The sequence below is a fragment of the Paenibacillus sp. SRL342 genome, assembly GCF_984798905.1.
On record NZ_OZ481790.1, the window covers coordinates 4,070,923 to 4,090,333 of the forward strand.

Below are 19,411 nucleotides of genomic sequence, written 5' to 3' on the forward strand. Positions count from 1 at the left end.
TTATTAATCTTAAGCAAACTTTCCCGCATGTTATACACACTTCTCTCAACTGGTTTTTCCCGGACCAACATCCCATTGTATCGTTTCCATATTATGTTGTAAAATGTAATGATACCAATGTTTGTGGATTGTTCACCAGAAAGGAGAACATCATGGCCAATCGGCTCCAGTTATTACTAGCCTCAGATTTCCATAATTTAGGCTCTGCACTTCAAGAAGAAGTGTATTATGAATATTATAATATGGTACATGGTCTTATCGTTTATATCATCAAGGAGCGTGCTGCAGCAGAAGATATTATTCAGGAAGCTTTTATCAAAATCATTAAAAACAAACCCATCTTTGAAGACGAGGTCAAACTGAAAGCCTGGCTCAAGGTTGTCACACGGAACACAGCTATTAATTATCTGAGAAAAAATAAAAATAACCGTAACCAATTGGATACGGATAGTGTTTTTATAGATATGGAGACGATGAATCAGACGGCAGCTTCCGTGGAAAGCATGGTAGAAACGCAGATGATGGAAGAGTCCATTGAATATTATCTCGGACAGCTCAAACCGGAATACCGTGTACTGGTGGAGTTACGGTGGAAAAAAGGTCTCTCTTACCGAGAGATGGCCGAACTGCTGGATACCTCCGAAGACATTGTGAAACAACGTTTGTTCAGAGCCCGTGGCAGTATCAAGAAGAAATTACATAAGGAATGGGGTGGAAGCATTGAGCAAAGGCAAGTCCGATAAGCACGTAGAGCCATTCGATTCAGAGCTGGAAGACGAATATTTCGACGCTGCGTTTGACCTGGCTTTTGATGAAGCTTTCCATCAGGCCGTCTCTGCCCCTTCCGCCTCCCATACCGAATCCATGCAGCAATCCTGGCAGAAGGTACACAGGGAAATTAACAGAATCGGTTTACGTAAAAAAAGAATTCGTACCTTACGACTTTCAGTTGTCGTAGCAGCGTCCGTGACCATCGGAGCCGTTATTTTCAGCCTGCCGTCCGGTACGCAAGCGGTATCCCCTTTTGTGCAATCCATCAAGGATTGGGGCAATGGCATGAAATCCATTATCATCGAGGATCGCACGACCCATCTGGGGGCTGATCCGTCAACAGCCAAAACACCTCCACCACCGGAAACCAGCTTAGACGACATTCTTAAAGTACAGGAAGAAGAAGCTCTTAATACACCTTCGTATGAGTTATCGAGCCACCTGCTTCGTCCAGTACTTGTTACGGAAGAGATCGCACGCGAAGGGTTCATGGGTGACTTTCTGTTATCCAATGCCATTCCCGAGAGATTCAACAAGGTCAAATTCGAACTCGTGCTTGATACTGAAAACCCTGTGAATCCAGACGATTATTATGAGTCCACACAAATGAGAGTTCAATATACCAGTGAAGGCAAGAGCATAGAGGATGAGATTATCCAGTTTGATTATGTCTATGTCATGCCTGGGGAGAAAATTGAAGGGGCCATGCTTCGTGATATGAGCACCGTAAAGCTGGCGGATGGATCGGAAGCACTGATGTATATCGGCCCACCCTATAACTCCTTTCAGTGGATGATGGGTTCCAACAATATGAGTCTGTTTGGCACCCTTTCGGAAGAAGAAATGACTGCTATTGCCAACGATTTCCAAGAGCAGAAGTTTCCCGGTAGCACCCGTTGATAAGATCAGAATAACACGGTGCCAGAGACATGTTTGCTTGTTTCCGTGGTACTTCCATCATACGCTGTATGAATACTGGTAACGCGATAATAATATCCTGGCATTACGGTCCAATCCGATGCGGCATTCAGTAAGTTTGTATTCGTTGCATTGTTGGAACTCGTTTTAAAAGTTACCCATGCTGTTCCTGTCCAGCGCTCAAGTCGATAATCTACGGAAAGTGTCTTCATTGCTGTATATGTCATGGTCTTGGTATTGACGATAGCCGATAGTCCACCCCCAGGAATGACTGCACCGACCGCTTGATAGATATGTCCAAGTTCTCGAGTGTTAACAAGCGAATGGATGGATGGTTCCGGCGGAGGTGGGGGTGTAAGGGCACCAGAGGACACGTTGATCATCTGGCTTGCAACGGCTGGTTCGGACGTAGGTATAACCAGGATTGTTGGCACCATTAACAAGGCAACAAAGGTTATTTTTAGCATAGATGCTGCACTCTTCGTTTTCATTTTCCGCATATTGATCCATCCTCCGCTTCCATACTTGATTTTGTGTAAGGGTATAAACGGACGGATCAGGTGACAGGTTTCAAAAAAATTAGACGCTCCGATGTTTCTGTCGGCAGCGTCTTTTGTCTTTGCATGAATCTCCAGCATGGTTGAAACCTAAATTATTCCAGCCCGTATGTATTGGGTAATGGATACACGAAACCATATTAACCAACAAGATTTGCAAATGAGGTGTATAACTTGAGTAAATTTCAATCCAAATCCAAAAGGCATCGTCACAGCTCCAATCCGAATGAACTACATATCGAAGTTTCCGGCTCGTTCAAACGTTGGCTTGTTATCTTGGTGAGTGCGATTACCGCAGTGACCTTAATATATTTCTTGGCTACAGCTCGGGAAAGCTGGATAAGCATGGGGATTGACCGCTATGTATTGCCCTTTATGATCTGGGGACTTGTACTGTCCCCCATCCTTGCTTTTCTTTTCCTCAAGCAGAGCAGCCGAACCCTTTCCCATGTCAAATTTTTACGTGTTTTCGGGGTTGCTTTCTGCCTTCTGCCTCTGGTACTTCTGTTTTATGTGTTACCCGTAACACTTGGCATGGTGAATGATCACCTGACCCAGTTTAAGCAAAATCCCGTGTTATCCACCACTAAGGTGGGGGACTACAATTCTCACGAGGTTACTTTTGTCGATACGCCTATGTACGCCATCATCACCATTAAGACACCGACAACAACCCAATCCACTCGAAAAAAGCTGAATATCCAGTATGATCTTGCTCCGGGAGAGAATGTTTACGTCACTTATAAGCGAATTTCTATCGAGAATAGCTTGGTCACGGAGAATCGTTACGCCGATATTGTCATTCATGCACCCAAAGAATCATGAGCATGCAAAAAAGCTGTACGACGACCATTACGTCACCATACAGCTTCATTTGTTACAATTTCGAATCCGGCTACGCGCCTTCTTCTTCAACCAACAGTTCCAGCTTAATCACATTCACTCGGGAAATCCGCTTATGCTCTGTCTCTTGAATGACAAATACATACCCCCCATACTCAACCGATTGACCGACCTCAGGTGGAATAGCGTCTACTCTGGAGTATAACCAGCCCCCGATGGTATCGTAATCGGCACGATCCATCTCCAGTCCGAATCGTTCGCTGACTTCTTCAATCAGCATCAATCCATCAATGGAGTATTCCATCTCATCCACTTGCTCAATGACAGGACGCTCATGGTCGAATTCATCCTGAATCTCGCCTACGATCTCTTCCATGATATCTTCAAGTGTGACAAGCCCGGAGGTTCCGCCGTATTCATCAATCAGAATCGCAATCTGTGTTTTGCTACGCTGCATACGCTTGAGCAGATCACTGATCAGCGTGGTATCTGGCACAGCCAGGATGGGCCGGATTACGGAGATGGTATCCGTGAGTTGGGATCGCATCAGATCCTTGATGTGAATAAAGCCGATAATATGATCCTTGTCTCCGTTATATACCGGATACCTTGTTCGCATACTTTCACTGGCAATCTCCAGATTTTCCAGCATGGACTCATTGGCGTTCAGACAGATCATTTCCGTCCGCGGAATCATAATTTCACGGGCGGTTGTATCCGTAAAATCAAATATATTATCAACAAGTGCTAATTCAGTGTTATCAATTAAACCGCTCTTATTGCTTTCTTTCATCAGAATACGTATTTCATCTTCGCTATGTGCCGAGTCCATCTCCGAAGCTGGTGCCATTCGGAACAGTCTCAACAAGCCGTTAGCCATACCGTTCAGTGCCCATATGAATGGATACATTAACTTGTAGAAGAACGTCAGCAAAGCCGCAGACCACAATGTGATCGTCTCAGACTTTCGAATCGCCATCGTTTTGGGAGCAAGTTCTCCCAGTACAATGTGCAAGATCGTAATGATCACAAATGCAATGGCAATAGAGATTCCATGAACGTAGACTGGTCCCAGTCCAAATGCAGTAAACACGGGCTCTAACAGATGTGCAATTGCCGGTTCTCCCAGCCACCCGAGTCCCAGTGAAGCCAAAGTTATACCTAGTTGGCAAGCTGACAGATATGCATCCAGATTACGTACGATATTGGAAGCATAGATGGCATTTTTGTTGCCTGTTTCAACCAAAGCCTCAATCCGGCTTCCACGAACTTTCACCATCGCAAATTCCGCCGACACAAAGAAACCATTCATTAATACAAGTAAACCAATGATTACTAAATTTAAAATACTCGGTAAGGGGTCACTCAAATTTTCATCCTATTCGCCGTCATTCTTCGGCAAATAGGTCCACCTCCTTCGAAAATGTAGGATATTTGCCATTCTGCCGTTCATATGCAATTTCAACTTCCCAATGCTTCCACCTCCACCTTGTTCTGTCGAATAACAAAGATATGCTTCTTTTATTATATAATTCTACACTACACAGTCAATCCGTGTCCTATGACAACGAAATGGCACAAACGCCTTTTTTCTTTAACAAAAGTCTCGATTACGCTGTTTTTTTAACATTTCACAAACATAATCTAACCAAACCAAAGAGAGTATCCTCGCTTATGCTTCCGCAGTGCTGGATACTCACTTTTTGTAATACTGTTATTTTCTCAAATTCTATCCCCTGATTACGATGTCGACTCAATCTCCACTATCGTCTCAGAAGTGGGGTTCCAGCGCCACTTGGCTTGTTTCCCGCTTGCGTTATGCAATCCGCCGATCCAGAATTCATCCTGCTTCAGCAGTGCCCAATCGACTTCTCCATTCAACACCTGAATTCCGAGTTCCGTTAGCGACAGGACTCCGTCACGGAATTTTTCATCATGCTGCTTGAAATTAGGGAAAGGGGTTGCACCGCTCATCTGAAGAAGGGCATGAGGTCCTTCTGTCATCCGCCTCAGATGTGCCCAGTATTCAAGATCACCCATCCCAAGAATATGCAGCTTGTCCCCTACCTCTCGAAATAATGGATACGGACGCTCCACACCTGCTCTAATAGTCTCTAGTGTTGCCTGCTCAATGAGCCCCAGACCGTTCGATACAGATGGCAGACGGGACAAATGTGCCTTAAAGGCAGCTTTTGCAAAGGGTAGAGCAGAAGTGTCTGCCTGCAAGTAATCCAGATGATGCCGGAAATCAGTCGACGTATAAGCTTCCCAGAACTGTGCACCGGCTTGTAACTCGTTTTTCTCAATCACATGCCAACTACCGGACAGACGTTCAATCTGTGTGGAGGTAAGCTGTCCCAGTCCTCTAAAGTGCTCAATCTCTGGATACGAGTCAATGCACAGCAGATTCAGTTTTGTATTCTGGAGCGCTTGTCCTCTGAAATAATGCAATAGATACGATAACATCGTCTGATCATAGAGATCGTATTCGAACCATAAGACAATTTCCTTGTATTTTTGAAACGAATGCAACTTGTGCTCAAGTTCCTCAATCTTCAAGTATTCCGCCTGTGGAATGCCCAACTGCTGCTCTAACACGGATGCACGATTCTTCCGCTCCTTCGTATCTCCCATCTCTTTGGCTACCGGGCCGTACGTATACAACTCTCTCCATACCAGGATGTCTCCCTGAATTCCACTCTCTCTTAAACGATTGGCAGCGTGATCCCCATTCATAATGTGTAACAATCCTTTTCCCCCTTCATACAAGTCACTGAATACAGAGACCAGATCCCTTACTGGCATAGAGCGCTTGAGTTTGGATCGGGCATCGAACAGTCTTTTCTTTAATGCAGGTACCTTCACCCCGAGGAAATCCGATATTTCCTTGAGCGAGTATCCTTCCAAATAAAACAGTTCAACAGCAATCCGCATCGATGATGGCAGTATTGCAATGGAATCACGAAGCGTACGATGCATTTCATTTTGCACCGCTTGTTTTTCCGGATCATACGCCTGATCCTCATCATGGAATACATGCTCCAGCTCCTGAACTGGAATCATGGTATGCTGCTTCCGTCTTAGCCAGCGATAACACTGCCTCTCCACGATCACCTTGAACCACCCGGGAAAAGCCTCAGGAGCTTCCAGCTTGGACAGATTGCCAAAGGCTTCAGTAAATGCCTCCTGTACGACATCTTCAGCCCAAAATGTATCTCCCAACCGGTGGTAGGCAACAGCAAGTGCCATCCCGCGATATTGAGACATCAGTTGTGCGTAAGCTTCGGGTTCGCCCTTCATCGCTCCTTCAATCCATGAATTCAATGCTATGGACTCCCTTCATATAAGCATGCTGCTTGTTCTATTCATGTATAAGTGCCATGTTATCGCCAAAAGGTTACGTATGACTCTAAACCTATAGTAACCTTCGTATATATGTTTATGTAAAAAGCTGTCCTGTCTGCGGATTACCTCCACATTCAGGACAGCGAAGTAAATCAGTATGTGTTAGACATGTCAGTTATCAATCAAAATGATGAGGGCCAATGATTATCTGCTTGGAGCTTGCGGGTAATTGCCTACCACTCCTGGATATTGATACAACAACGGCTCATCAAATGTAGCATAGTCGAAGTTGACCATCAACAGCATGATTCGTCTTCCTGTCTTAGGGTCACTTATGATAATATGGTCACGGCCCGCTGCTTCAATGATACCTTGGAAAATACGAGCGTTCCATTCTTTGTTGCCTTCGTAAGTCATATAGAATGTACCGAATTTACCAAGGTTCAGACGTAAAATATTCTCAATGTATGATTGCTCAAACTGTGGAGCCGTTGTTGTAATCACTGCACCCGTTGGTGTCATTGGGCTTCCACTGGATACGAGTGGGGGTACACTTGTGGAGCTTGGTGATACCATCCCTGGCATTGGTGACATGGCAGGCATTCCGTTACCAATTTTGTAAGACGTACCTTGAACCTGAGAATTGGCTTGTTGACCCAACACAGAATTCGCTTGCTGACCCAGTGTTTGAGTCGTTGGTTGATAAGGCTGATTAATCATGGTGATTCCTCCCAAAATTTAATATACTTCCGGACAGTCATCGCCTGTCGGACTGAAGAAACAATGCGCTTTGAAACGTCCTGTATTTGGCTGGTTATACCACGTTGGTGGGCAGTCGCCCACAGGTCGGAAAAACCACAATGAATTGCTCGCTGGCCAGATGCGCTCTCCATTGATCACCCGTTGTGCGAGACGAATCTCGGACTGTCTAGCCCGCTGGTAAAAGTACCCCTTCTGTGTTGACTCGTAGCCTCCTGGATTCTGGAATACCATACGATTGATATCGCGAATATCCTTAAAATCCAGACAATCCACAAGCACCCGGTTCACACCTACATTGCCTACAAGCAACATACCCTGTTCGCCGTCACCTTCAGCCTCTGCCCTCATGAGCCTAGCCAGCAGCTTGACGTCCTCTGAGTTGGCTTTAATAACAGCCATAGTCTGTTTCCTCCTTTGTTTCAGCTGTTCATCACCGTACATCGTATTGTGCAGGAGCCCATTCGGTGACACGATTCCATCTTTTTTCCATAAAAAAAGCCCGGAACCTCACCCAAGGTGAAGTCCCGAAGCAACTCGTTTCTTATAATACTCGCCTGTTCAAGGCTTGGCTTCAATCCAATAATCATAGGCATGGACAATGTTGCCTTGGTAAGCCTGATGTTCGGCCAACAGATCCGGAAGCTTGGCAAGCTGAAGCTCCATCTCCGTTGCCCCTTTTTCATAAAAAGAAATATGAGGACCTTCGTGGTTCTGCTTCATTTCTACCGAAATCATCAACCTTTTACCCAAACGATCCGCAATCTCCATCTCCTGACTCACAATAGCAGCAATCCCATTGGAACCTTCGGCGTTGTTACGGAAAGCCATCAGCGACACATGATCGAGTGTACGGATCATAAATTCAGCCACAGATGTATCCTTTCCTGGCAACGCGAAGCTATCCAGCCATACAGCAAGGTCTGCGCTTGTTTCGAGATCACTGTCCTTCTTTGTTTCTTCCTGGAAAAATGTAATGTTGGCAGCCCATTCGGTCAACAGGGTGTCCCGACTATTCTCCCACTCTGGCAATGTGTAAGGCTCAATATCCAGATGGATGCCTTCAAATCGTTCATCCAGCTCGGATTCGGCATTATAGTTTTTCACATAATCAATCAAGCGCTTAATGCGTGGACGATTCTCCTTCTTGCCCCAGATCGGATGTCCACCCATCGCATGAATCTCTATGCCCTGCGCTTTTGCCCGTTTCACAAAACTGCGGTAACTGGAATAGGGTTGATCCAGATCTAACCGCACATACAACCAGTTAATATTCTGCTCTCTAGCAAACGCTAGTATGTGCTCTCCCCCGTCATGCGTCACCTGAGAAGCCTCCCAGATATACGTTCCCCGAATCTCTGGCTGATTGGATGGAATCTCCGGTGATGGCAGTTCCGACGGCTCCAGTTGTCCCCAGTATACGATGTCATGTACAGCAGAACCTGCGTAGGAACTATGCTCGCTGAATGCGGAGGCAACTTCTTCGATAACGCTTTCCAGTTGCGCTGCACCTTTCCCGGCAAATGTCGTGAACTCCTCGCCAGGCATGGGCTTGGTGTTCAACCCAACCGTAACGCTCACATTGCTGGTATCGGCCCAGTTCATTTCCTGTTCAATTAAACGTATAATACCATTGTTCCCTTGCGCGTTATCACGGTAAGCGAGTAAAGTGACATGCTCCACTCGTTCAATGAACCAACGTGACAATGGTTCGTTATCTGCATCCTCAGAAACTCTATTTCCTGTGATGGTATAGGAATCCAGCCAAAATGGCAGGTCAATATTCACTGCAACTGCGCCATCCTGTCTCACTTGCTCAAATAACAGATTCATATTGGCTACCCATGATTGTACCAGTGGCTTGGCATCCTCTTTCCAGGCCGGTAACACATAGGGTTTGATATCCAGATGTATGGCATCAAATTGCTCGTTAGTCTCAACAGCTTGATTGTAATCACTTACCCACGACGCTAATCTGAGCATGGGGCCTTCACGGCCACTGAGTGCCCAGGATGGATCGCCTCCCAGTGCTTCAACCGTAATACCCGCACGGCTGGCTTTGGCTATAAACGTCTGGTATACCTCTTTGGACAGCGTCATGTCTACATTCACGTACAGCCTGTTTATCTTATGTTTAGCTGCATTGGCTAACAGCTCATCTCCGTTGCTAACAGACTGTGCCTGCCATACCCAGGCCGCCCGTATATCTGCGCCGTCAGCTTCAGCAGGTGACTCATTCCCTATCATTATCATCCCTCCGATCAGCAGTAACAGCCAAAATACCTTCCGGGATTGTTTCCCGAACATATACTCCCTCCATTCCTCTACTGTTGTAAAATCACATTTATTATAGCAACCGAGTTATTAAAAACAAATAAGCCCAAGTGCTTAACTTGGGCTTATTACTCTTAAGTTGGGACAGCTTAGGGCTCGCCCGGCTCAATCCCGGTTCTAGTCCTCATATATCATTTTTCGGGTCATGCCTCCATCAATAACGAGGTTGGTCCCTGTGACAAAGGTATTGCTTGGATCAGACAAATATAAACAAGCACGGGAGATATCCGAAGGAACACCCACACGACCGGAGGGATGCTGTTCATGGTCCTCCTTTTTCAATTTCTCCACGTCACCTGTCTCAATCCATCCCGGACTGATACAATTGACCCGAATTTGGTCCTTGCCCAGTGAGACCGCCAGCGCATGCGTCAGAGCTACAATCGCTCCTTTGGATGCGGCATAAGCTTCGGTATCCGGCTCAGACATCAGCGCACGGGTAGAAGCCATGTTGATAATGGCACCCCCATGTTCATTGCTTTTCATATGTTTGGCTGCTTCCCGACTCGCCAAAAAGCAACTCCTCACATTGGTATTGAGTACATCGTCCCATTCTTCCAGCGTCAGCTCATAGGGTGACTTCCACTTGGCGATTCCTGCATTATTCACCAAAACATCAATTTGTTTGAATTCTTCCACGGTTGTACGAAAAAGATTCGTAATATCCTGCTCGCTCCGAACATCACATTGGACAAAGATGGCTTCTCCGCCTTCATTACGAATGGAAGCTGCAGCTGCCGCCCCTTCTGCTTCCTGGTAGTCGGCAAGTACAACTTTGGCCCCGGCGACTGCATAAGCCTCAGCCACACTCCGTCCTATTCCCTGAGCGGCCCCTGTTACAACAACGACCTGATCTGTATATGACATATTGATTGCCTCCTCTATTGTAATGATCCTTCGATCATAACCTCATTAAGCCTCTTCTTATATAAAAACACGATAGGCCCATTAAGAAACGCTTGTCCAGCAAATAATCAAAAAAAGCTCACGCCATTCTGGCGCAAGCTGCTCAGTTTAACCACGTAGGCGTTCAGAATATACGCGATTATATCGCTCGAAGCCTACATAACGCGTTCCTTTGAACGAGAGCCGTCCTTCATCCCCCTCAGCGCACAAACCATACTCTTCACCATTGACTTTGAATTCAAGCCGATCTCCGCTCTCTACTTCAAAGGTGACGTAATATAGTGTTCGTGCTGTACTGCCTGATTCAGATGGCGACTGACTCATCTTCATCCGTCTGCTGGTGATTCGTGAGGGTACGGTCAGCAGCGGCTCGGAGTTATTGCGACCCCACCTCCATACCTCTTTTCCCACTGACAGAAGGACAATGCCTATGATTAGAACAAATACAACCGGAAAGACGGTTCCAAACAAATCAAACATCCAGGATGATTCAATGCCCATGTCTCTCCCTCCGTTCATACAACTTAGGACAGCCGGAGTCTTGACCCGTCTCCTGTAATGTATATGCACGTAAACAAGGAACTTGTTATCCGGATTGAAATCGAACGGTGTGAAGGGGAAAACCCTCCGGCAGAATACCGAAGGGTTGCTTTATCCGAAAATAAGTACTATTTCATTATCTAATACCTTGCTTAACTAGCAGCCCTGTTTTATTTAAAGGTTGTTGCAAATCGTTGATCCGACAATATAACCTGATTAACCTGTCCTTCTTTTGTCAGCATAAACGATGCACGATAGATAGCCAGATCATCTTTTTCCGCTTGCAGCGACTTCTCATCCAGGAATGTTTCCTTCTGAATATGATAGGCATAATCGATATTACGTTCAGATTCGACTAAAACATGTTCCTTGCCATACAGGTCGAGAATCTCTTGATGTGTCATCCCCGCCTCTGCCCCGCGAGCCGCCTTAAAGTACCCTTTCGAGTCCTTATTCAAGATGATACTAACGACTTTGGCATCCCTATAGCCAATCGTGATTCCGTTATTGTATTGATAGGATTGACCCACACCAGTGGATGTTCCCTCACCGAGTATCTTCTCCGCCTCTTCCTGACTCATTCCATACGTAATCTTATCCTCACTGTCGGTCTTCGTCACAGCCAGATCCTGTTCTGAAAATTCGTTTGGATTGAATTTGCTATTGCCGCAAGCCGTGATCATGATTAATAATAACGCCGCAACAATCCATGTTATTTTTCTCCAGTGTCCATTCCTCATGTACTCACCTCTGATGTTTTTCCAATATTTTATCATATTAACAACTGAGAAAATAATTAGTAGTGACGTTTTCACCATTCCTCACAAATCAACAGGGGATCCGATATGTAGTTACTCCTGTACCATTATCCGCTCCAACTGAGATAACAGCCTCGGGTAAAGCACTGCTATCTCAGTTCAAGCAAACCCATATTACCATTGTAGATGCATATTTAATAAAGCTGAGGACAATTAGCCTAGGCTGTTAACGTACTCAAGCTAATTGTGTGATCACAAGATGTGCCGATACAGGTCTTGTTCCGCCCGCAAGTGGCGTGATTGTTAATGCTGTAGCATTACCAGCCGGGTTCCGTACGGTCAGAATAGAATTAATTACGGTTGTCTGCACCAAAGCCATACCCACAATCTGAGACGTTCCCGTTGCTCGCCCAACTACTGTGGGAGCCAGATCTGCCCCATTGAGGGTTAAGATTAATTGACCCGCTTCATTGATGCTCACCTGGAACAAAATCTGATACGTACCAATGGCTGCCAGATTGAATGAACTAGGCCCCGTACGTGCGATAGTTGTTCCACTTGTCGGCCCATCCTGAGGAAAGCTTACATCAGTACCGGGAGCAACCGTTGCTGCATTATCAGGTGGCATCAGCGCGAAAAAGTCAGCAAACCCCAGTACGCCTCCAGCTGCTCCTGTGGCACCTGTAACTCCCGTGGCTCCAGCAGGACCAGCTACTCCTGTCGCACCTGCCGGACCTACTGCTCCAGCAGGACCTACCGCTCCTGTTGCACCGGCTGGGCCTGCCGGACCTACTGCTCCAGCGGGACCTACCGCTCCTGCTGCACCGGCTGGGCCTGCCGGACCTACTGCCCCAGCGGGACCTACCGCTCCTGCTGCACCGGCTGGGCCTGCCGGACCTACTGCCCCAGCGGGACCTACCGCTCCTGCTGCACCGGCTGGGCCTGCTGGACCTGCTGCTCCTGTCGCACCCGTCGGCCCAACAGCTCCAGCGGGGCCAGGAAAACCTTGAGGTCCAATCGCTCCGGCAGGACCTGGATTACCTTGCGGACCTTGTGGCCCTACGGTCCCTGCTTCTCCCGGAATCCCCTGTGCTCCCATGGGTCCAGCAGGTCCGACCGGGCCTTGAGAGCCTACCGCTCCAGCAGGACCAGGCTGTCCCTGAGGTCCTTGTGGTCCAGGTGGCCCCCCTGCTGGTCCTTGAGCTCCTGGTGGTCCTTCAACCCCTTGTTTACCTGGAATACCCTGTACGCCCTGTACGCCCTGTACGCCTTGTATACCTTGTGGCCCTGTTGGGCCAACAACAGTAGGTGTAGATATATTCACTTCTGGAGGCGGACATTTTACTTGAACGAACTTTTTGACCACTTTCAATCGGCGTTCTTTTCTTTTAATTTTACACGGATGTAATGTTGCCTTTTTTCTCTTCATACGTTTCTTCACTTCTGAGTAACTCACCGTGTGGACACCTCCCTACAGACATAGTTTAACGTACGTATGTAGATGAAAAGGTGCGTGGACGAACAACCATTTTAGTGAAAAACTCAGCTTATTCCCAGGAAAAACAATAAAATTGAATCACACCGTCCCTACGGTTGATCTAAATTGGTCATAACCATTAATTGAGTCGAGCTGGTTTACGTAACGGTATTTGTTCACAAAAAAACTCATGCCATTTGGGCATGAGTTGCTTGGTTTAATCACGCAGACGTTCCGAATAAAGCAGATTAGTTCGTTTAAAGCTAATATATCATACCCCTTGAAAGAGAGTCGTCTTACATCTGCATCGGGTGTACGACGATATAGGAGTTTTGAGAAAAAGGTAACAAGGACCTCCATAACATGTTGAGTTCACTTATGCTGATTTTTCGATTGTAATATCCTTCATCACAATTAATCTTGTGGTCTAACGATTCTGCCAAGTAAAAATGTGTTTCATCATAGCCAACGACGGGAACAAAATGCAAATAACGTTGCTTGGGATGTACTCTAATAAATAAAATAACAGGCACACCCTGGCTGATCTGTTTTTTCAACGTATTCACATTTCCTCGTAAGTACATTGCCTGATATCCTAGCTTCCTGAAAAAAACAACGACCGCTTTGGGATATACCGTCCCATCCAGTAATTTGCGAGGATAGGTTTCATATAACTTTGTTCCGTTGGACTCCAAACCGAAATGTCTCAAGACAAACGCACTTGAAAATGCAGCGCATTCGTAGTTTTTCTGAATATCCAACCGATTTGAAGATTGAATGTAATATGTGCTTGGCACATTGACTGTGTACATGCGATCTTTCTTAGGGAAACTGAAATAAAGGGAGATCACCCAGAGAATAATCAACCAAAGTAATACATTGAGAAACAACACGTGACCTCCTTCGTCTCATCAAGATGTCTTTTAGGTGTTCATTCAACACACCAGTTCTTTAAAACCCATTCTTTAATTTGTTCAGCTACTCCCTCTACTGTAACTTCTGTCGTATCAATTGTTTGCATTGGCGGGTCAAACGCAGTTTCCGAATTCTGGAGTAACCAGTTGGCAAAACTTTTGTGATCTTCAACTAGGTTCTCGTCCCACCCACGGGCTCTTAAACGCGTCTCGCGAGTAACATCGTCACAATGCAAATTCATATATAGAATTCGATCAAATCGATCTATGTAATCGGACGATGCAATGTTTTCCGGAACCATCGTTCCACATAAAACAGTCCCTCGCCCACTTAGCGATATGTTATACGCAATCCTCAACCAATTCTCTTTGGCAATCTGCCAATCCACGTTATCGATGATATCCATGTCAAAGACGTCAAATTCGGGAAGTTGCTTGCGAACAAGCGAAGAGATCGTTGTTTTTCCTGTTCCACTTGCGCCTGTCACTATAAAAAGCGGTAATCTTCTCATAACTAGCTCCTTTAGTTAAAATAAAATTTGATCTATTACGTTCTCCATTGATCTGCTTTCAAACCATAAATAATAGCGATATATAGGTAGCTGTATCTATTTGATATTTAAACATAGTCCACTCTCCGATTCATTTCATCATCGTTTTCTTGCTTTAATCACAAAGGATACAGGTAACATCTTTGCTCTTTTAAGGAGACTATCGCTTTTATTATGTAATTGCATGATATCCTCATCGGATTCTTCTATCATTTGTTCAATGACAAATCCCGCTTTCGCTAACGCATTGACATAGGTTGATAGTTGACGATCAGCCAAGGTTAGTTCACCCTGACAAAAGTCAGGAGATATCGCATACCACGATTCATCAGAATATGGCTTATTGAAGACAAATCTATCATTTTCTTCAACGACACATCTATGAATTGGATGAGACCAACTGAAAATAAAAATACCATCTTTCTTTAAATAAGAAGCGATTCGGCTGAAAGTACCTTCAAGATCGGTTGTCCAACCTATGGCATAAATCGAATACACAGCGTCAAAATAATTAGTAGGAATACCGCATTCCTCTTCCATGGGTGAACATATCAATGTTGCAGGAATTCCGTATGTCCTCAAGTGTTGTTGTGTCTTTTCTATCTGTTTCTGGGATATATCCATACCCCACAGTTCACCTGCTTTGCGGTCTCCATGATACTGCAAGGATTGACCATTTCCACAGCCCACCTCTAGCATCTTTAATCCTGAGACATCCCCAAAAAGTTGGTGTTTTTCTTCTGAAATAAATGCTCCATAATGCGGAAGCACGATTGCTCTCAAAAAGTCATTCCCTTTTGTATCCCAATAGAAGCTGTTTGTTTCATAAACACTGTACTTGTTCATCTGATAGCCTCCTTTATACACTACATTCAGAACATTACTTGTTACCTTCGTTGAAATATGTAATCTCATTGCCATTAAGTAAGCTTTTAAAACCGTTCTTGTAGTAAGGCATAAGCTCATCTGCCCGTGTTATATCCAACCATGCAATCTCAGAGATTTCGTCTGGTCTTGATATCTCTTCTCTCCCTCCGACGATTTCCGCTCTGAATGTGATAAAAATGGCATGTTCCTTGATTTCTTCAAATTTACACTCGTTTATTGCTACAATACCGTGGACGCCAACATCAAGTCCTGTTTCTTCTTTGGCTTCCCGGATTGCTGCTTGTTCCCATGATTCATCAGCTTCAAAAGCTCCACCAGGCAGCGACCAGCTTGAACGTCCTACATTTCTTACCGCAAGCACTTTAGATTTGGATGGATTCGTTAATAATGAGTAAACTACATCGACTCGTTTCATTGATTGAACTTCCTTTCTGGAAAATTTTAAATATTATTCTTATCACTGAACTCAATGCAAAAAGGTTGCATCTCAGGTTTTAAGCAATACTCTATTCTTTCTCTGAAGTTTTTCCATTCGACTTTTAAAATGGCTTCTTCGATCGGAAAGAAACCAGACTCTAAGCTCTCCGATGATGTGATTAATTCTCCTCCTATTGGTTTGGCTAGGAATAATGTATTACATATTGAATTTTCGATATTTTGAAATATTCCACAGAATTTAATGATTTCAATGTCGATTCCGGACTCCTCTTTCGTTTCTCTGATCGCAGCTCGACTTAGGGATTCTCCTTCTTCTACTTGACCACCTGGCATTTCCCATCCTCTTCGTGGTCCTCTAATAAGTAATAATTCATTTTGTTCGTTGATCACGATTGCAGCGGCAGATACGATATGTTTTGGAGGGCTCATTTATTCGACTCCTTCTCAGAGAGATTAATATACGTTAGAAGAACAATTTATAGCCAGACTAAAAGAAGTTATATATCCCATCTTCAAAATAATTGTATTCTTCATCCGTTATTCTTAACTTTCCATACCCGTTATAAAATATTTCCCTATCTCTTTCATTATCAAACGCATTATGTTTCGGTCTAATGGCTAATGCTACATCATATCTTGGATCGCCATAAGCGGCACCTGCCCAGTCAATAATTCCAACAATATTGCAATCATTAACTAGCACATTATCTATAGTAAAATCTCCATGAATGAAAGTGTTCTCTATTGGTTTTGGTCTTGCTTCTTTCAACTGTTGAAGTAGTTCTGCTGATCCGTCTACAGCAAAGTGAGTTAGATTATATTCTGCTTTATTAAGCATTGTATCTAACCAAGGAATGTCATTGTTCAATAATTCAACAGGACAAGAGCATTCATGTATTTTCTTTAAACAAAGCCCAAAGTTAAAAATCGCTTTTTCTTTACTTTGGAGGTCAGGCATCTTAGAGAGAAATTCTCTTAAACTTATTCCATCAATATAATCCATCAGAAGCCATCCCGATGTGTCCTCAGTATGAAATGAATATACCTTTGGAACAGGGGGTCCCGTACGGTAAAGGTATTGGAGCACCTTATATTCATCGGATAACCATTCATTATAAAGATCGTTATCTGTCTTCTTGATGATGTACTTTTGGTCGAACGTATCCAGAATAGCCACAGTAGAAGTATGACCTTGCTTAGGAAAAGTGATTTTCTGGACTTCCCCTATATGTTCTTTTATTTCAATTGGGAGATCTTGAATGTTCATAGTTTTATCCTTTCTACAATTTCATGCCCTTTCTCTTTCAGATAAAGTCAGTAAGTCAATTCCACATTTTGAGTAATTTACCTTAATTATTTCTATAATAACCCATGCTGCAATATTTGCGAAGTGAATTTAAAAGCGCATACATTTCTCTCCAAATCAAAAAGAACCCTCCCGCAGGAGCGTTCTCTGTGAATGATTAGCCTAAGCGTACATCAGATCCATAAACTCGCGAGTTACATCTTCACCTTCGGCTGGTTCGGGCTGGTCTGCTTGTGCGTGTTCTGCCATGCAAGCCTTCACTGCTTCCTCTGTTGTACAACGATTCGCATCGTCACATGTGTAGCACAATTGAAGCATATATCTGGTTAATTCATCCGCCTGCGTGATTTGAGTTTGACCGTTGGTTCTCATCTTCATCACTCCTTCTCTTGTTGAGTTAAATATATCACCTTCTAGTGGATTTATTTGTGATTTATTTCACAAACTAAGCAAAAAAGAAAAGGAACCCTTAGGCTCCTCTCCTTTCTCCTATCTATTAACATCGATAACACTCTACTTTAGAGTACTTTCCAATGTACACCGCCATCTACCGTTTGCAATAACAACGATCTTTTTGCATCTGTATTTTCAACCAATATCCAGCCAAGCTTGGGAGTAACCATTTGCATCTTCACAATCTCCGGATAGTCTTCGAGAATTTTCTCCAGTACACTGCTTGCAGGAAGAACGCTCCATGTTTTGCCCGCATCCTTGGTGTGGTAGGTTATGCCCTTTTGCATCGCCCAACCTTCCGATGCGTTCAGAAATACCGGTGAAAGGTTACGATTCGGACCCGTTTGTTTGTTTAAAGTGAAATTGGACAGCTTCCAGCTCTTTCCGCCATCGGTGGTAAAGAATCCATTGAATGTCGTGCTCTCCCCTTGAGAACAGGACATTGACATCCAGGCTGATTGCGCTTCACGTCCAAAAAATTGTGGTGAACTAACACTGAAATTACCACACCCGTTGAATTTGTTTCGATCAAAGAAGGATGGTCCAGTTTTCCAGTTCTCTCCGCCGTCTGATGTTACATATAACTTCGGTGTGCCGAACTCCAGCGCTGTTAAGAAACCATGTTTTGGATCCGAGAAAGTCATCCCCATGGTGTATCCACGTTTGGAAATCTCTTCTGCTTCCTGTTTGCCATCTTCATCACTGGATGACATCCGATTCCAGGTAATTCCACCGTCCTCGGTGAAGTAAAGTTTCTTGTCCTGTTTACCAATAGCGGTATCGACCGTGGTGAGAATCCAGCCTTTCTCAGGAGATACAAATGAGATCGCAGTCACTTTATCCGTCTTGGACAGAGAAGACAGGCTCCAGGTTACGCCCCCATTGTTGGTGCGAAGCACCATGGTATCTGTTCCACCCATGCCTTCACGAACAATCCAACCATGTGCACGATCTACAAAATAAATGCTTTGTCCATATTTAGGGTTAGCCGGAAACTGTACATTTTCCGAAGGTGAAATATTGGTCCAGGTCTTTCCCTGATCCTGAGTGTAGTACAGGCGCAGTGCATTCCGCGTCACACCCCACGCCAATCCTCCGTTGTCATTGAGCAACTGAAAATCGGTCAAACGGGTCTGTATTTGGTACTTGGCCATATCTGCAGATTCTGTACTGTTCACAGGGGGAACGACAGTTAATGTCTGCCCTGTATTCCCGGCGTCCTCCTGCTGCTGCGGAGGTTCTGCTTCCGGAGGTTGATCTGAGTCGGTGCATGCAGCCAATACAGCTGCTATACCTATAGACAGCAATGCTGTCTGCGCGATTTTAATCCATTGCAAACGCAAGTGGGTTCCACCTCTCTCATCCAATATACAGGCGCGCATGCCTGTCCTATGGCGTTTTATTTACGATTCATCAGAATCCACTGCTCCTATTCTACCACAAACCTTATGTAAAAGGCTCAATTGCCGACTCATGGTTGACCCACTCCCTTTTTCCAGCTCATACTCTGGGCTATAGGTCGCACATTTATTACCATTAATTTCATCCTAAACTGTTTTTCGACGGAATAATTGGTAAAAAGACATGAAATGTGAACTATTTTATAGACAACACTCGCTTTATATTCTCTAATCCCTTAATATGGATGGGAGT

Annotated in this window: 21 protein-coding genes; 3 read left to right on the forward strand and 18 right to left on the reverse strand. The window is 44.7% G+C overall.

What is annotated here, in order from left to right:
• Positions 1 to 152: 152 nt before the first annotated feature.
• Both AC4E8D_RS17770 and AC4E8D_RS17775 read left to right on the forward strand, forming a co-directional pair.
• Positions 153 to 743, forward strand: coding sequence for an RNA polymerase sigma factor (locus AC4E8D_RS17770; RefSeq protein WP_074095416.1), 591 nt, complete (start codon positions 153 to 155; stop codon positions 741 to 743).
• Positions 721 to 1,671, forward strand: coding sequence for a hypothetical protein (locus tag AC4E8D_RS17775; RefSeq protein WP_221821569.1), 951 nt, complete (start codon positions 721 to 723; stop codon positions 1,669 to 1,671). Before AC4E8D_RS17770 ends, AC4E8D_RS17775 begins: the two co-directional genes overlap by 23 nt.
• A 5-nt stretch (positions 1,672 to 1,676) precedes the next feature.
• On the opposite strand, the gene AC4E8D_RS17780 is transcribed toward AC4E8D_RS17775, so the two are convergent.
• Positions 1,677 to 2,189, reverse strand: a complete 513-nt coding sequence (locus AC4E8D_RS17780) for a hypothetical protein (protein WP_490205038.1) — start codon at positions 2,187 to 2,189, stop codon at positions 1,677 to 1,679.
• Positions 2,190 to 2,420: 231 nt separating this feature from the next.
• On the opposite strand from AC4E8D_RS17780, the gene AC4E8D_RS17785 reads away from it, so the two are divergent.
• Positions 2,421 to 3,071, forward strand: a complete 651-nt coding sequence (locus tag AC4E8D_RS17785; RefSeq protein WP_490205039.1) for a hypothetical protein — start codon at positions 2,421 to 2,423, stop codon at positions 3,069 to 3,071.
• Between the two features lie 70 nt (positions 3,072 to 3,141).
• On the opposite strand, the gene AC4E8D_RS17790 is transcribed toward AC4E8D_RS17785, so the two are convergent.
• The 17 genes from AC4E8D_RS17790 to AC4E8D_RS17870 form a co-directional block, all read right to left on the reverse strand.
• Entirely contained in the window at positions 3,142 to 4,458 is a 1,317-nt protein-coding gene (locus tag AC4E8D_RS17790; protein ID WP_076250316.1) for a hemolysin family protein, read from the reverse strand.
• Positions 4,459 to 4,829: 371 nt separating this feature from the next.
• Positions 4,830 to 6,413 (reverse strand): sigma-70 family RNA polymerase sigma factor, encoded by a 1,584-nt coding sequence (locus AC4E8D_RS17795; protein ID WP_490205040.1) that lies wholly within the window; start codon positions 6,411 to 6,413, stop codon positions 4,830 to 4,832.
• Between the two features lie 225 nt (positions 6,414 to 6,638).
• Complete coding sequence (gene gerQ / locus AC4E8D_RS17800) at positions 6,639 to 7,097, reverse strand: spore coat protein GerQ (RefSeq protein WP_076217085.1); 459 nt, start codon at positions 7,095 to 7,097, stop codon at positions 6,639 to 6,641.
• Positions 7,098 to 7,172: 75 nt separating this feature from the next.
• On the reverse strand, positions 7,173 to 7,595 hold the full coding sequence (locus tag AC4E8D_RS17805) for a cell wall hydrolase (RefSeq protein WP_221821779.1): 423 nt from the start codon (positions 7,593 to 7,595) through the stop codon (positions 7,173 to 7,175).
• A gap of 159 nt (positions 7,596 to 7,754) precedes the next feature.
• On the reverse strand, positions 7,755 to 9,440 hold the full coding sequence (locus tag AC4E8D_RS17810) for a hypothetical protein (protein ID WP_490205041.1): 1,686 nt from the start codon (positions 9,438 to 9,440) through the stop codon (positions 7,755 to 7,757).
• 204 nt (positions 9,441 to 9,644) lie between these two features.
• On the reverse strand, positions 9,645 to 10,394 hold the full coding sequence (locus AC4E8D_RS17815; RefSeq protein WP_490205042.1) for an SDR family NAD(P)-dependent oxidoreductase: 750 nt from the start codon (positions 10,392 to 10,394) through the stop codon (positions 9,645 to 9,647).
• Positions 10,395 to 10,541: 147 nt separating this feature from the next.
• Positions 10,542 to 10,934 (reverse strand): DUF2500 domain-containing protein, encoded by a 393-nt coding sequence (locus tag AC4E8D_RS17820; protein ID WP_490205043.1) that lies wholly within the window; start codon positions 10,932 to 10,934, stop codon positions 10,542 to 10,544.
• A 209-nt stretch (positions 10,935 to 11,143) separates the two neighbouring features.
• On the reverse strand, positions 11,144 to 11,749 hold the full coding sequence (locus AC4E8D_RS17825; protein ID WP_490205044.1) for a hypothetical protein: 606 nt from the start codon (positions 11,747 to 11,749) through the stop codon (positions 11,144 to 11,146).
• Positions 11,750 to 11,966: 217 nt separating this feature from the next.
• Positions 11,967 to 13,187: a collagen-like protein gene (locus AC4E8D_RS17830; RefSeq protein ID WP_490205045.1), complete on the reverse strand. Its 1,221-nt coding sequence runs from the start codon at positions 13,185 to 13,187 to the stop codon at positions 11,967 to 11,969.
• A 317-nt stretch (positions 13,188 to 13,504) separates the two neighbouring features.
• Positions 13,505 to 14,098 (reverse strand): C39 family peptidase, encoded by a 594-nt coding sequence (locus AC4E8D_RS17835; protein WP_490205046.1) that lies wholly within the window; start codon positions 14,096 to 14,098, stop codon positions 13,505 to 13,507.
• A 41-nt stretch (positions 14,099 to 14,139) separates the two neighbouring features.
• Entirely contained in the window at positions 14,140 to 14,634 is a 495-nt protein-coding gene (locus tag AC4E8D_RS17840; protein ID WP_490205047.1) for an AAA family ATPase, read from the reverse strand.
• Positions 14,635 to 14,772: 138 nt separating this feature from the next.
• Complete coding sequence (locus AC4E8D_RS17845; RefSeq protein ID WP_490205048.1) at positions 14,773 to 15,519, reverse strand: class I SAM-dependent methyltransferase; 747 nt, start codon at positions 15,517 to 15,519, stop codon at positions 14,773 to 14,775.
• A gap of 34 nt (positions 15,520 to 15,553) precedes the next feature.
• On the reverse strand, positions 15,554 to 15,976 hold the full coding sequence (locus AC4E8D_RS17850) for an NUDIX hydrolase (protein WP_490205049.1): 423 nt from the start codon (positions 15,974 to 15,976) through the stop codon (positions 15,554 to 15,556).
• 26 nt (positions 15,977 to 16,002) lie between these two features.
• Positions 16,003 to 16,428 carry an NUDIX hydrolase gene (locus AC4E8D_RS17855; protein ID WP_237174907.1) on the reverse strand — a complete coding sequence of 142 codons (426 nt, stop codon included), beginning with the start codon at positions 16,426 to 16,428 and terminating at the stop codon, positions 16,003 to 16,005.
• Between the two features lie 58 nt (positions 16,429 to 16,486).
• On the reverse strand, positions 16,487 to 17,266 hold the full coding sequence (locus AC4E8D_RS17860) for a phosphotransferase family protein (protein WP_490205050.1): 780 nt from the start codon (positions 17,264 to 17,266) through the stop codon (positions 16,487 to 16,489).
• Positions 17,267 to 17,467: 201 nt separating this feature from the next.
• Positions 17,468 to 17,677, reverse strand: coding sequence for a hypothetical protein (locus tag AC4E8D_RS17865; RefSeq protein ID WP_339304152.1), 210 nt, complete (start codon positions 17,675 to 17,677; stop codon positions 17,468 to 17,470).
• A gap of 146 nt (positions 17,678 to 17,823) precedes the next feature.
• Positions 17,824 to 19,101 (reverse strand): WD40/YVTN/BNR-like repeat-containing protein, encoded by a 1,278-nt coding sequence (locus tag AC4E8D_RS17870; protein WP_221821585.1) that lies wholly within the window; start codon positions 19,099 to 19,101, stop codon positions 17,824 to 17,826.
• Positions 19,102 to 19,411: the final 310 nt, after the last annotated feature.